We start from the raw sequence: 13,244 nt of genomic DNA on the forward strand, positions 1-13,244 counted from the left end.
CTTTATCTTCATTTCGGAAGGGAATTCATCCCGGTAACGATAGATTATTAATATTGCATTACGAATACTTACAAAAGCGATTTAAGCACCTTTGTTTACGCAGGTGCTTTTTGTGTTAGGATCTGTAAGTATCTATATTAGCTAACACTTTATTCAATAACATTAAACAATTTACTGATTTTTCCAAAAAGATGTATGAAATCTTTTAACTACCTGATAGTATGGAAGCAGGAGACTATCACCGAAAAAATGTAAAGGGAGTGAAAGCATGAGGAAAATGTTCAAGGTTATGCTCTGGACGTTACTGCTATTTGCTTTGTCATTTGTTCATGTCGGATCCAATGAGGCATCAGCGAAAGAGTTTAAGGATGTATCGAAGCAACATCCGAACTACGCAGCCATTCAGGAGATGCAAAAAGCAGGATTCATCAATGGTTATCCTGACGGGAGTTTTCGGCCGAATGAGCCGGTGAGTCGTAAGCATGTAGCGGTGTTACTGGATAAAGCGTTGAAGTTGCCGCAACCGTCTACTGCAAAAGCTGTTTTTACAGATGTACCGAAAAGCCATGCCTATTACGCACCCATTATGAAGTTGTATAATAAAGGGATTGTAGGCGGATCAAACGGCAAGTTCAATCCCGATGCCTCTGTTACACGCATCCAGATGGCAAAGATGCTCGATTTGGCATTTGAATTCAATATGACTGAGCATGCCGGATTTTATGATCTCCTCGTCACGCACTGGGGATATGTCCATGCCAATGCGTTGTTTTCAAATGGCGTGACAAAAGGGGATAACGGACACTTTAAACCGAATGATAAAGTTACACGTGCGCATTATGCAGAATTCCTAAATCGAGCTATTCATGCACATGCTGCTCAACCAGGTGGCGATCAAATGAATAGTGACAGCGCACTGGATAAATTAAATCGATTAACGTCTTCAATTGAACGTATCTTCTTGCTGAGCGAAGAAAATAATCAAACGTTCAACCAAGTCCGTCCAGAGTATCTCTCGTATGCGACCGAAGGGTATGTGAATGACGTGATCCAGAAAGTATATAACGGGGAGTTCGACTACCTCGATTATGTGCATAATGCTTTGCATGCAGAAGTTCAGTTACGTTTTGATTTCTCCCAGCCTGATAAAAATACGTTAAACGTGAACACAATTCAATTTAGAAATATAAATGATGATACGGGAGGGTTTGTTCATGCCGTATTTACAAAAGAAGCCGGTCAATGGAAAATCGCTAGTTATGCTGTTGATTACCCAGGCACGAAGAACTTCCAATTGACGGTAGACGAAGCGAAGTTCGCTATAGAAGATGAATATAGACGCCATGGCTTTAGCAATGTACAAGTAAAATTCGTATCGAAGACCCAAATGACAGGTCAAGATTATTCCAGTCATGAAAAATATACATTCGACCAATACAAATTCACTGTGGATAGCAATATTGGCCGAGATCATGTGACATTCCATTCCGATAGTGGTCTTCTCTACTAGTTTTAATCGGTCTGAAACACTATACATTCTTCGCCGCGTTGCCTGCCAGTGCTAGTTTCTGAGGGTTCAAGTTTTGTACACTATCTATCAGTGTGGTAATGATTACAAAATGGTCTCCTACTCAGTAAAACATAAGAAAAAGCGTCTCACTCTTATAAAGTGAAACGCTTTTCCCTATACAACCATTCTTACAAATACATTTGAACTGCATCAACTAAACTATACCCACCAAGGAAAATCGCAATTAAGATCACGATAGCTCCAATGATATTGAGTAAAGTGGAGTTGCGCTGATCACCAAGTAATTGTTTATTATTCATGATGATAAACAAGTATACCGCAACAATCGGAAGCAAAATACCATTCAACGCTTGTGCCGCAAGCAATACGTCAAGTGGACTGAAGCCAATTGCGGATGTGATAATACCGATGATGATCACAACGGAGAATACCATTTTGAACTTTTTATTCTTCATTCCGCCTTCCCACTTCAGTACACTGCTGATCGCGACTGCTGCACCAAGTGGACTTGCGATAGCGGAGGAGAAGCCTGCTGCGAAAATACCGATCGCGATAAATACTTTTGCCCATGAACCGAATAAAGGTTCCAATTGGACGGACAGGTCCGCAACACTCGTTACTTCCATGCCCATCATCGTAGAGGCAGCTGTGATTAATACTGCAGCAGTGATTAATCCACCGACACAAATCGAAATGATCGTGTCCCATCTTGCTTCCTTCAAGTCACTTACTTGCGTCCAACGTTCTTGCACCATAGAAGAGTGAATGAAGAAGTTATACGGCACGACTGTAGTTCCGACCAATGCGATAATGATAATGATCGAACCGGTTGGTACACTTGGGATAAATGCTCCCGCGAATACTGCGCCAATATCAGGTTTTACAACAATCATGGTCGTAATGAACGTCACGCTCATGACGATGACTAGGAAAATCATTAACTTTTCGATTAATTTATAACTACCTGACAATCCGAGAAGCAGAATCGCTACACCGATGAAAGGGCTTACAATATGTGCTGGAATATTCGTCAATGTAGAGACACCAAGGGACGTTCCCATCAAATCACCTGAAATATATGCCGCACAGCCAACGCCAATCGATATAATGACGAGCCATATAGAAGCGAATTTCAGTAAAGGTTGTTTGAATTGGTCGTGTATCGCCTCGCCCAATCCCTTTTTTGAAACGACACCAAGTCGTGCAGACATTTCCTGAAGAACGATTGTTGCGATAATAGAGAAGACTACTGCCCATAGAATGGCGTAACCAAATCCAGCACCTGCGCGAGTGGCGGTAGTGATAGTACCCGGACCTATGAATGAAGCCGTAATAATAGCTCCTGGTCCCATCGACTTTATCTTTGAAAGTAGCCCTTTTTTCTTAACTTGCTGTGTTGTGGATACGTTAGCGAGCATCTTCTTAACCTCCCTTAAATGTCCTCACCGAATAAGAGAGGAAAAGAAAAGTCACTTTTCCTCGAGTGAGTTATAAATTGTTTGTTTCGATACACCTAGTAATTCTGCGATTCGGTCAGCAGATCCTTGAATCAGGAAGATACCTTTACTTTCCAACTGCCGCACAAACGTAATGCGGTCTTTACGTCTCAAGTTTTCCACGTCGATTCCAAGCTCCACTATTGTGCTTTTGGTGATGTTGTCGAACACTTCATCGACATGCGTCGCATACGTTTCATCGAGATGCTGCCCCTCGTAGCTTGTGTCTGGACGAATCATTTCTTCTAGCACGTGATGTAGACGATTGATTTCCGTGATATCCAAATTGATACCAAGGAAACCAATCACTTTGCCGTCCATATCTCGAATGAATACAATGGAAGTCTTGATCATCTTGCCACGTGTCGTGTTCGTAATGATGCCATTCAAATCTTTAATATCTTCGTGTTTCTTCTTTAATTCCCTCAAAATGACTTCCGTAGTAGGGGCACCGACAGTACGGCCGGTGACATCGCCTTTCAAATAGATTAAAGAGGACTCTACTTTCGTCACATCATGGATGACAACTTCACAATTCACATTAAACACACTGTATATGGCATCAGCCATTCGTATATAAGAGTCGAAAATCAATTGGTTTGGTTTCATAACTTCTAACACTCCTCAGATTAATTACTATTCCTTATTTTCCTATACAAAGAAGGAAAAATCGACTGTTTTCGATGAAAAGGTTCAGTAGTCTGGGAAGCGGTAGCTTACTTTCCTTCTTTTTGCTGATTATGAAGGATATTTCCTGCTAGTGCATATAGGATCAAAGTAGAAGCGAAATGAGCAGAAAATTGATTAGGATCTTGCTGTGGATAAATTTCCACGAAATCCATACCGATAACGCCTAATTTACAAATTTCATGTACCAATGTGAGTAATTCATAAGAAGTTAAGCCATTTCCGTCAACTGGACCGCCAGGATTGAATGCGAAGTCCAACACATCACTACAGATCGTCAAGTATACACAATCTACATCTTTTGAAGCTTGCGCATAGATTTCTTTAGCCATCTCTTTTAAATCTTTATGGCCACGGATTTCATTGACCGTAATAGTCACTGCACCAGCAGCTTTCGCATTGCGTCCGCTTTCGGGTTTGTTGCGAGGTCCGTGAATCCCTGTATGGATAATACTTTCATTACGTACGCCTTCTTGTTCATACAAACGAGCAAACGGGCTACAACGAGCGAACTCGTCACCGTTGTGAGATGGAAGGTTATCGTAGTGCGCATCCATATGAATGATTCCTACTTTTTTATCTTGCTCTGCAATCGCTTTCACGATAGGAAACGTAATACCGTGATCGCCGCCAAGACCGATGACGAACTTGCCTGATTTCCATAATTCCGAAGTGAAGTTGGTGATGCGCTTCATTGTTTCATCTACATCAGAAGGCACGACGTCGACATCTCCCATATCACCTAGTTTGACGTTTTCGAAAACATCCATGTCGTTGATTTCAGGAAGGTAACCCGAGTAGCGTGCAGAACATAAGCGCATTACTTTTGGACCGAGTTCGCAACCTGTGTAATCTCCCCATGTAACCGCGCCTTCCCAAGGAACACCGTATACAATCGCGTCTACATCCGAAAAGTCTTTTGTTGCTGATATATTTTTAGCCCCCAACATACATGGAGTATTGCCGTAGATCATCTCTGTCATATCAATTACCACCTTTAATTTTTTTAAAGAACTTGTACTAATAATAAAACCTATTTGACTAATTGTCAAATAGTTTTAAATAAATTAAATTGTGAGGGGGGAATAGGTGTGGTTTTTTTGGTGGGGGAGAAGGTGGGTATTGAGCGTTTGGCGGGGGATATTGAGCGGATAGCGTGGTGGATAGAGCGTTTGTGTTTCGATATAGAGCGGTTGACGTGGTGGATAGAGCGTTTGTGTTTCGATATAGAGCAGTTGACGTGGTGGATAGAGCGTTCGTGTTTCGATATAGAGCGGTTTGCGTGGTGGATAGAGCGTTTGTGTTTCGACATAGAGCGGTTTGCGTGATGGATAGAGCGTTTGTGTTTCGACATAGAGCGGTTTGCGTGATGGATAGGGCGTTCGTGTTTCGATATAGAACGGTTTGCGTGGTGGATAGAGCGTTTGTGTTTCGACATAGAGCGGTTTGCGTGATGGATAGAGCGTTCGTGTTTCGATATAGAGCGGTTTGCGTGATGGATAGAGCGTTTGTGTTTCGATATAGAGCGGTTTGCGTGATGGATAGAGCGTTTAACGTTGGACATAGAGCGGTAAGCGTGGCGGATAGAGCGTTTGTGTTTCGATATAGAGCGAATAGCCTGGTGGATAGAGCGTTCGTGTTTCGATATAGAGCGGTTTGCGTGATGGATAGAGCGTTTGTGTTTCGATATAGAGCGGTTTGCGTGATGGATAGAGCGTTTGTGTTTCGACATAGAGCGGTTTGCGTGATGGATAGAGCGTTCGTGTTTCGATATAGAGCGGTTTGCGTGATGGATAGAGCGTTTGTGTTTGGACATAGAGCGGATAGCGTGGTGGATAGAGCGTTTGTGTTTCGATATAGAGCGGTTCGCGTGATGGATAGAGCGTTTGGCGCTGGACATAGAGCGGATAGCGTGGTTTATAGAGCGTGTAACGCCCGACACAGAGCAAGTTACCCGAATTAGTATGCGACCGCGTCATTAAATATATTCCGCACATAAAAAAGCGTCCCACTTTAAAAGTGAAACGCTTTTTTCTCGTCTTTACGATGCCTCCGCTTCAGGCGCTAGTCGTTTTTCAGTTTTCATGACAATGAAAATACTTGCTTCATACAAGGCAATCATCGGAATGAGAATAATTAACTGACTTAAAAAATCAGGAGGTGTGATCAATGCAGACACGACTGCGAGTATCACATACGACCACTTTCTTACTTTTTTCATAGTTTCGGATGTTAGAATACCGATCGCAGACAGGAATAGTGCGACGATTGGGAGCTCAAACAGCAAGCCAATCGGCATGGTGGTCATTAATAGGAAACGTGCATATTCCTTTGCTGTAATCATGACATCGAAATTTATTTTGCCGAGCTTTACTAAAAAGTTATAGCTCAGTGGATTGACTACGTAGTACCCGAATGCCAGACCGCCGACGAACAGGATCAAAATGGCAGGGGAGTAGAGGCTCAGGAAACGTCCTTCTTTCTGCGTCAGACCCGGTTTGACGAACTGCCAGAGGAAATGACAGACGAACGGGACGGATAATCCAAACGCCATCGCGGCGGAAATCGTCGTGTAAAATGAAATGACTTCAAGCGGACTCAAAACGATCAGCTTATAGCCCCGTGTAACGTATGGGAACCATAGATTGATGGTGCTGAATACGGCAATGAAGAAAACCAGGAATACGACGACACTTTTGATGAGCTGCTTCCGAAGATCCGTGAGATGCTCGATTAGCGCAGGATCTGTATCCTCCTTTTCATCTTCAGATGGCTCTGGAGGTGGCATTCTGGGTTCTTCCGGTTGTGGCTCTGGTTTTAATTCTTCTGGTACGGCCCGTTCAGTGGAAGAAGTCTCCGCAGAGTGATCAGGTAGCGCGGTTTCTTCATCTTTTATTTTTTTGTCTGACGAGCTTTGATTTTTTGGGTTTTGATCACTATACGGATCCATCATTTCACCTACTTATTCATATCTTTTTTGTCTGTTTCTATTGTCTTTTGTGAAGTACTAGTTGTTTTTTCTTTTTCTTCATCATCGCCCATAATATCTTTTGTAGCTTTTTTGAACTCTGCTAAAGTTTTACCGACTGCTGAGCCGACTTCAGGCAATTTACGAGGTCCGAAAAGAATCAAAATAATTACAAGGATAATAATGAGCCCTGGTACACCGATAGCTGCTAAATTCATAATCCATCCATCCTTCCTATTGTTACTGGTGTTTCTGAATGCCTTCCGTTGTACGATAGGCAAGTGCACCGACTGTTGCAGTAGGGTTGTATCCACTATTATGAGCGAAATTCCTTACACTCACAACAAATAAGTTTTGTACATTAATGAAGTCTAGACCGCTATAGTCGAAATTATCCCCAGTGAAATGATAAATTGTTCTACTGGGAGACTATGAACGATGAACGTATTCATTGTAATCTTACAAATCCCCCGACGCTTCACTACACATCATCGAAGTTTGTCGAAAGCATAACAATCTTTTCATGCTAACAGACTTCATAGGATAGGTCAAATGTCATTTTTATGATGACAAAAGCTTGAAATAAGGCAGAATTAATGAAGATATCAAATTATTTGCAATATTATGAAAATAAATATATACGAATCATTTGAAACTTGGTAGAATACTAATAACAAGTAACCTACAGCCGACAAAATAATTCACTGAGGAGGAAAGATTATGAACAAGATGAGTCGGATTTTCGTTTGGACGGTATTGCTCGTTATGCTTTCATTTGTATCATTTGGTTCCACGCAAGCAGCAACCAAAGAATTCAAGGATGTGTCGAAAAATCACCCGAACTATGAAGCGATCCACTATTTACAGGATAAAGGCTTCATAGCCGGCTATACGGACGGCACATTCCGACCGCAAGAGATGATTTCACGTAAACACGTGGCGAAGTTACTAGATCAAGCGCTGAAGCTACCGCAAGCAAACAGCACCGTCACGTACCACGACGTACCGAAAAGTCACCCGTACTATGGCCCAATCATGAAAATGACTGCAGCTGGCATTTTCAGTGGCGGAACCGATGGCTACTTCAATCCGGACGCACCGATTACACGGATTCAAATGGCGAAAGTTCTCGATATCGCATTTGATTTGTATATGACGAAACAAAATTCATTTTATGATGTGTATATTGACCACTGGGGCTACACACATGCTAATGCGCTAAAAGCCAGTGGAGTTGCGAACGGTTATCCTGAAGGTGAATTTAAACCGAATGAACCCGTTACGCGCGCGCACTATGCACAGTTCTTATACGCAGCCATCAAGGTGAAAGAAGCTCGTCCGGTGACAGATAAAGTGACAAAAGGTAAAGCATGGGATCTCGTCAATCGCAGGACATTTGAACTTGAGAAGACAATGCGTGATGCGCGGATGAATCAATGGAGATATTCAGATATAGAGTCTACGCTACGTATGAATGCGACAAAAGCGTTTGTAGACGGGGATCTGAAAGGTTACTACAATCCTAAATGCCTGGACTGCTATACTAACGTCTTGCCATACATTAATAATGAGCCATTGGTACGGTTCGAGTTTACACAGCCCGATTCCAATACACTGAATGTAAACACGGTAGAATTCCAAAATGGCTATTCTGTTGGCGGATTTGTGGCCTATCAATTTAAAAAACAAGATAATAAATGGAAGATGAATTCGTTAAAGTATACGAAGGTTGGTACGAAGAACTTCCAGCTGACAATTAATGAAGCCAAAAAAGTTTTGGAAGCCGAGTTTACATCCTATGGACATAAAAATTTGGTGGCTAAATATGTTACAACTACCCAGCAAATTGAATTGGATCCGGTAACAGATGCGAAGTACACATTTGACCAATATACATTCAATCTGGATTCAGATTATGGACGCTTCAAAGTGAAATTCAATTCTTCCGATGGCTTCACATCGTTTGTGAATTGAATAAAGGAACGTGCGATTAAGATTTTGGAGCGGGCATCGCAGAAATACGTACAGACAAAGCAAAAAACAGCATACCCCCTGTCTAGTTTCGACTGGGGGTATGCTGTTTTTAATTGGAGACTGATACACAAAAATGTTATAACGTCTTTTCATAATGTTGGATGTATTGTTTGTCTAGCTAAGGCTCAATGAATTACTGCAACGACACAAGTGAAGGGAAAACATTCGAAAAATGATGAACATGACTGAATGCCTTTTTGTTATGACTGAAGATGAAGAAATACGGCTTATAAAATGGACTTCCGTTTACTTGACGCCGGGATGTGAAGTTCTTCCCGGTACTTGCTGACCGTCCTGCGCGAAATAGTGATTCCTTGTTGTTCCAAGAGCAAATCCACAATTTTTTGATCGGATAACGGCTTCCGTTTATCCTCATGTGTAATCAGTGACTGAATCGATGTTTTGACAGCGGATGGCGACACACTGTCTCCATCCTGTGCGGCCAGTTTGGAAGTGAATAAAGAACGCATTTCGAACGTGCCGGCAGGTGTTTGGATCACTTTATTGGACACCGCACGGCTAACTGTCGACTCGTGCATTTCAATACTGTCCGCCACATCTTTCATCGTCATAGGTTGCAAGGCTTTCCTTCCGTGTCGGAAAAACGCGTCCTGTTTTTCGAGGAGATCCGTAACAATGCGAATGATTGTATTGCGTCGCTGTTCGATGCTCGTTAGTAACCATTGCGCTTGTTTATGGTAATCGCGCAAATAGGAAGACAGATCGGATGTACCTTTAAGTGAAGATACATACTCCTTGCGCAGTCCGATTGTCGGAAGATCCCGATCGTTCAAATGAAATGACAATTTTCCCTCTTTTTCCTCTACGATCACGTCAGGCATCATAAATTCTGTTTCACTGTAGCCAAGCTCTGGACAAGGTCTTGGATGCAGCGTCAGCAGAAATTCATGCAATTCGTTTACCTGAGCCAGCGTAATATTCATACCTTTTGCGATATCTGCCCATTTACGTTCGGCCACATAGGGCAAATACTTCGATATGAACGTTTCCATTAAAGCGGGATACTCATCGCAACTTTTCACTTGTAGCAACAAACATTCCTGCAGTGTCCGAGAACCTATGCCAGGCGGGCCGATTTGTTGCAGTAATTCAATACCTGCCTCTACATTTTCTATAGACTGCATCTCTGCACATAGATAACCATTATCATCCAAGCTATGAATCAACGTCTTAAGTAATTGCTTCGTCTCGACATCTTTGAAATCGATTTCGACTTGACGAAGCATTTGGTCACGCTTACTGACTTCTTGCTGCTTCACCCATTCTGGTGAATTGGTTTCCTGGCTGGAGTAATTTGTGGACTGTCGTTCTTGGAATGAATCCGTTCTATCCGCTTCCTGTATCTCGATCACAGGATTTTCTAACTCTTTTTCCCGTATATATAGTTCCAGATCATAAGTGGATAACTGCAAAAGCTCGATCGCTTGCCGGAGTTCGGTAGTCATCCGCAAACCGAGTTCTTGTTTTTGCTGGAGAGACATATTCACCGACATTTCCTCCTTATTATGGTTCCTATAATGAAAGTGTATGAATACGCTTTCATTTCTATGTACTTATCATATCATGCTCTTTCGACTTGGACTATTGTTCTAGAAAATTTATTTGTCCTGAAGAACTTCTCGCAATCCTCTTAACTCTACCATATCCTCGACACCTTCCTGGCAATAACCGTACGAACGCCAAGAACACGTCTCACATACTACGACAATATCGTCCGGCACGACATGTAGCCGAATCCTTCTTTCGACATCACGCCAAGGTAGTACATCGCTGACTATCAATCCGAGCTTATGTAAGATTACCGAATCGCGTTCATAAATCCCGTCATCTTCACAATGATACGGTTGCCCTTTGGGAAACTTTGCACATAAAGAATCGGGTCCTTTTATGATCTGAATCAACGTATCGGGCCGCTCCCGTAACACGTTGTGGATTTTCGTCATATTTGCCGTGTACTCCGCTGAATAGCCCATTCCCCGGTACCCAAGCAAACAAAAGATATGGTGTCCGCGTAATTTAATCATAGAAACCCGCCTTTTCTGAACTGTAAGTTAGTTAACTAGTTTTATTATTCAGTATACACGTACTGGTATGTTTGCGGGAAGTACAAGTTTGACGGCATTGACTTTAGTGGTATAGCTTCTATAATTGGCACATCGACGAAATATTCTGCAGGAAAGGTTTCCAAACTATGAAAGATCTAAAAGTCATTATCACATTAGTGCTCGTCATGTTCACATGGGGAATGAACGTATCCGCTCTCAAATACCTCGTGAACTATTTCGATCCGATTACTATGACGTCTATGCGTATTATGTCCGCGGCCGTTTTAGTATTTATCATCTTATTTTTCCTTAAGAAAATTCGCTTACCTAGAAATAGAGAATGGCTATATATTGTAGGAGGCGCTGCGACGAATGTCGTGATGCATCATTATTTTCTAGCGGAAGGACTCTCTAGAACGAGTGCGGCTAACGGAGGATTAATTTTAGGACTTGGACCACTATTGACAGCGACGTTGGCTGTTTTCATTTTGAAAGAAAAAATTACAGGCTTACGTGCCATGGGCTTTCTGTTCGGAGGAATAGGCGTAAGTATCGTAGTGCTTGGGGGGAGTGGAACAGTAGGCAAAACGTCATTCGGAGATGTAGAAATCTTCTTATCGATTTTGTCCCAAGCCATTAGCTTTATGCTAATTAAAAAAGCTTCTAGAACTATGGATGCGCGGCTACTGACAGGATACATGTTGTTAGTCGGCTCCATCCTTTTAGTCATCATCGCTCTCATAAAAGAACCAGGCGGCTTTGCTGAATTGAGTAAAGGAACTCCTGCTGTCTGGGGCGTATTCCTATTCTCTGCCCTGATCGCAACCGCTGTTGGTCACATGGCATATAATTCAGCCATTCAAACCATCGGTGCAGCACGGGCTTCGATCTTTTTGAATTTCAATACGTTTTTCGCACTAGTAGGCGCAAGTATATTTTTAGGGGAATCCATTTACCCCGCTCACTTTATCGGTTTGGTATTTATTGTGGCAGGGGTCCTCTTCGGCTCAGGAACGTTGGAGATGTTTATACGGAGTCGGAATAAATCCATTCCTCCTGTAGGGTAGGCAGTAGATGGTGAAGTGTGGAATAGTATCCGCTAGTTTAACGACGGGAAACTAGCGGATCATCTTTACTAACAAATACTAAAATGTCTTTTAAATTTTTAGTGTGTCATATAAAAAATCGGAAGTCAGACTGTATGACATGGGGCGAAGTTGTTGTAGTGATACGATGCCCTCCTCTTCCATTTTATCGAGAGCCTGCTTGACCTTGTACCGTGAATAGCCAGACAGGGTAATGAGGCGGCTGACCAAGATGTCTTCGTTGGAACCGAAAACGGTCAATACCAGTAAGTAAAAAAGAATCTCTTGCTCTTCTTTTCTTAATTCCCAAGAATTATTAATCAGGAAATGTTGTATACGAACTAGTTTTGCTTCACTAATTGATAAATCTTCAAGTATATTACGTTGTCCAGCAATCAATAACTCCAGCATACTTTTTAAATAAAATGTCAATTCTCCCTTATTCATAGGAGAGGGGACTTCTTCTAAAGCCTGATAATACTTCGCTTTGTCTTTATTAATTGCGTAGGAGAAAGTTACTGCTGAGTAGCGTTCCAGATAGTTGGCAAGATAACTACCAACCAACAGTCTACCTGTTCGACCGTTACCATCATAAAAAGGATGGATATATTCATAGTAATAATGTGCTATCAAATATCGGAACAACTCTGCATGCGTATCATCTTGTAAAAACTGTATGAGATGAAAGAGCGCTTCTTCAATTTTTGCCTCTGTTTGCAAGCCGACATGAGTAATTCTTGAGCCATCGGTCACTTCCACTTCGTCTTTTCTAAATAGACGACCATCCGGCGCATCCTTCGTAGAAATTTCATCAGAGACCAAATGATCGTAAAGCGTTCGGAAATCCTCTAATGTACGAAAAGGACCAATCTCTTCAATATGCATATAAGTTTTCATCATACCTGTAAAACGTTTCATTTTTGGGTTCGGTTCTTGCAGGCGTTGTAGCACATGACTCAGTTCTTTCTTTGTACTGCGAATACCTTCGATCTCATTATTACTCTGTGCGTCGTTAATAATCAAGCGCTGAAAATAAGGTTCTGCTGCAAATGTAGGCAATTTACCCACTAACGATAGGATTTTACCGCTATTCAAAAGAGCTTCATTGTTCAGTTTAATAAGTTCAGGCGTCATGACATAGAACAGTTCAAAATACTCTCGATCTAGCCTTCCTTTCCTGAATGCACGAATAGGTAATAGTGTGTTCATACTTCCATAACCCGTGATTCGCTTCAAATACTCTTCTTCAAAAGAATCCGTACTCAATTTATAAAAAAGCTTACTCATTTTTTCATAAGTCATGAGACAAACACCTCCTTAATTCAAATATACGCGTTTTTTTAAATTAGTATACATTTTAAATGGTATATAGACAAG

12 protein-coding genes are annotated in these 13,244 nt (G+C 41.8%); 3 read left to right on the forward strand and 9 right to left on the reverse strand.

The window, feature by feature from the left end:
- Positions 1-268: 268 nt before the first annotated feature.
- A complete protein-coding gene (locus CSV60_RS05010) occupies positions 269-1,510 on the forward strand; it encodes an S-layer homology domain-containing protein (RefSeq protein WP_099636170.1) in 1,242 nt (413 codons plus the stop codon).
- A gap of 188 nt (positions 1,511-1,698) precedes the next feature.
- On the opposite strand, the gene CSV60_RS05015 is transcribed toward CSV60_RS05010, so the two are convergent.
- From CSV60_RS05015 to tatA, 6 genes are all read right to left on the reverse strand, one after another.
- On the reverse strand, positions 1,699-2,949 hold the full coding sequence (locus tag CSV60_RS05015; RefSeq protein ID WP_099636171.1) for an Nramp family divalent metal transporter: 1,251 nt from the start codon (positions 2,947-2,949) through the stop codon (positions 1,699-1,701).
- A 51-nt stretch (positions 2,950-3,000) separates the two neighbouring features.
- Complete coding sequence (locus CSV60_RS05020) at positions 3,001-3,636, reverse strand: helix-turn-helix transcriptional regulator (protein ID WP_099636172.1); 636 nt, start codon at positions 3,634-3,636, stop codon at positions 3,001-3,003.
- Positions 3,637-3,743: 107 nt separating this feature from the next.
- Complete coding sequence (locus CSV60_RS05025; protein WP_099636173.1) at positions 3,744-4,697, reverse strand: agmatinase family protein; 954 nt, start codon at positions 4,695-4,697, stop codon at positions 3,744-3,746.
- A gap of 567 nt (positions 4,698-5,264) precedes the next feature.
- Positions 5,265-5,711, reverse strand: coding sequence for a hypothetical protein (locus CSV60_RS05035; protein WP_143565316.1), 447 nt, complete (start codon positions 5,709-5,711; stop codon positions 5,265-5,267).
- A 44-nt stretch (positions 5,712-5,755) separates the two neighbouring features.
- The gene (gene tatC / locus CSV60_RS05040) at positions 5,756-6,664 is read right to left on the reverse strand and encodes a twin-arginine translocase subunit TatC (RefSeq protein ID WP_099636176.1); all 909 of its coding nucleotides are present in this window, start codon (positions 6,662-6,664) and stop codon (positions 5,756-5,758) included.
- An 8-nt stretch (positions 6,665-6,672) separates the two neighbouring features.
- Positions 6,673-6,900: a twin-arginine translocase TatA/TatE family subunit gene (tatA, locus tag CSV60_RS05045; protein WP_158233151.1), complete on the reverse strand. Its 228-nt coding sequence runs from the start codon at positions 6,898-6,900 to the stop codon at positions 6,673-6,675.
- A 502-nt stretch (positions 6,901-7,402) separates the two neighbouring features.
- On the opposite strand from tatA, the gene CSV60_RS05050 reads away from it, so the two are divergent.
- On the forward strand, positions 7,403-8,656 hold the full coding sequence (locus tag CSV60_RS05050) for an S-layer homology domain-containing protein (protein WP_099636177.1): 1,254 nt from the start codon (positions 7,403-7,405) through the stop codon (positions 8,654-8,656).
- Between the two features lie 287 nt (positions 8,657-8,943).
- Here the strand turns inward: CSV60_RS05050 and rpoN are convergent, their stop codons facing one another.
- Together rpoN and CSV60_RS05060 are read right to left on the reverse strand one after the other, a co-directional pair.
- Complete coding sequence (rpoN, locus tag CSV60_RS05055) at positions 8,944-10,218, reverse strand: RNA polymerase factor sigma-54 (RefSeq protein ID WP_233189540.1); 1,275 nt, start codon at positions 10,216-10,218, stop codon at positions 8,944-8,946.
- A 117-nt stretch (positions 10,219-10,335) separates the two neighbouring features.
- Positions 10,336-10,761, reverse strand: a complete 426-nt coding sequence (locus tag CSV60_RS05060; protein ID WP_099636179.1) for a DUF1284 domain-containing protein — start codon at positions 10,759-10,761, stop codon at positions 10,336-10,338.
- A 167-nt stretch (positions 10,762-10,928) separates the two neighbouring features.
- Between CSV60_RS05060 and CSV60_RS05065 the strand changes: the two genes are divergently transcribed.
- Entirely contained in the window at positions 10,929-11,849 is a 921-nt protein-coding gene (locus CSV60_RS05065; RefSeq protein ID WP_099636180.1) for a DMT family transporter, read from the forward strand.
- 90 nt (positions 11,850-11,939) lie between these two features.
- On the opposite strand, the gene CSV60_RS05070 is transcribed toward CSV60_RS05065, so the two are convergent.
- Positions 11,940-13,169 (reverse strand): Fic family protein, encoded by a 1,230-nt coding sequence (locus CSV60_RS05070; RefSeq protein ID WP_099636181.1) that lies wholly within the window; start codon positions 13,167-13,169, stop codon positions 11,940-11,942.
- Positions 13,170-13,244: the final 75 nt, after the last annotated feature.

This window comes from Sporosarcina sp. P7 (assembly GCF_002743425.1).
Lineage (GTDB): Bacteria > Bacillota > Bacilli > Bacillales_A > Planococcaceae > Sporosarcina.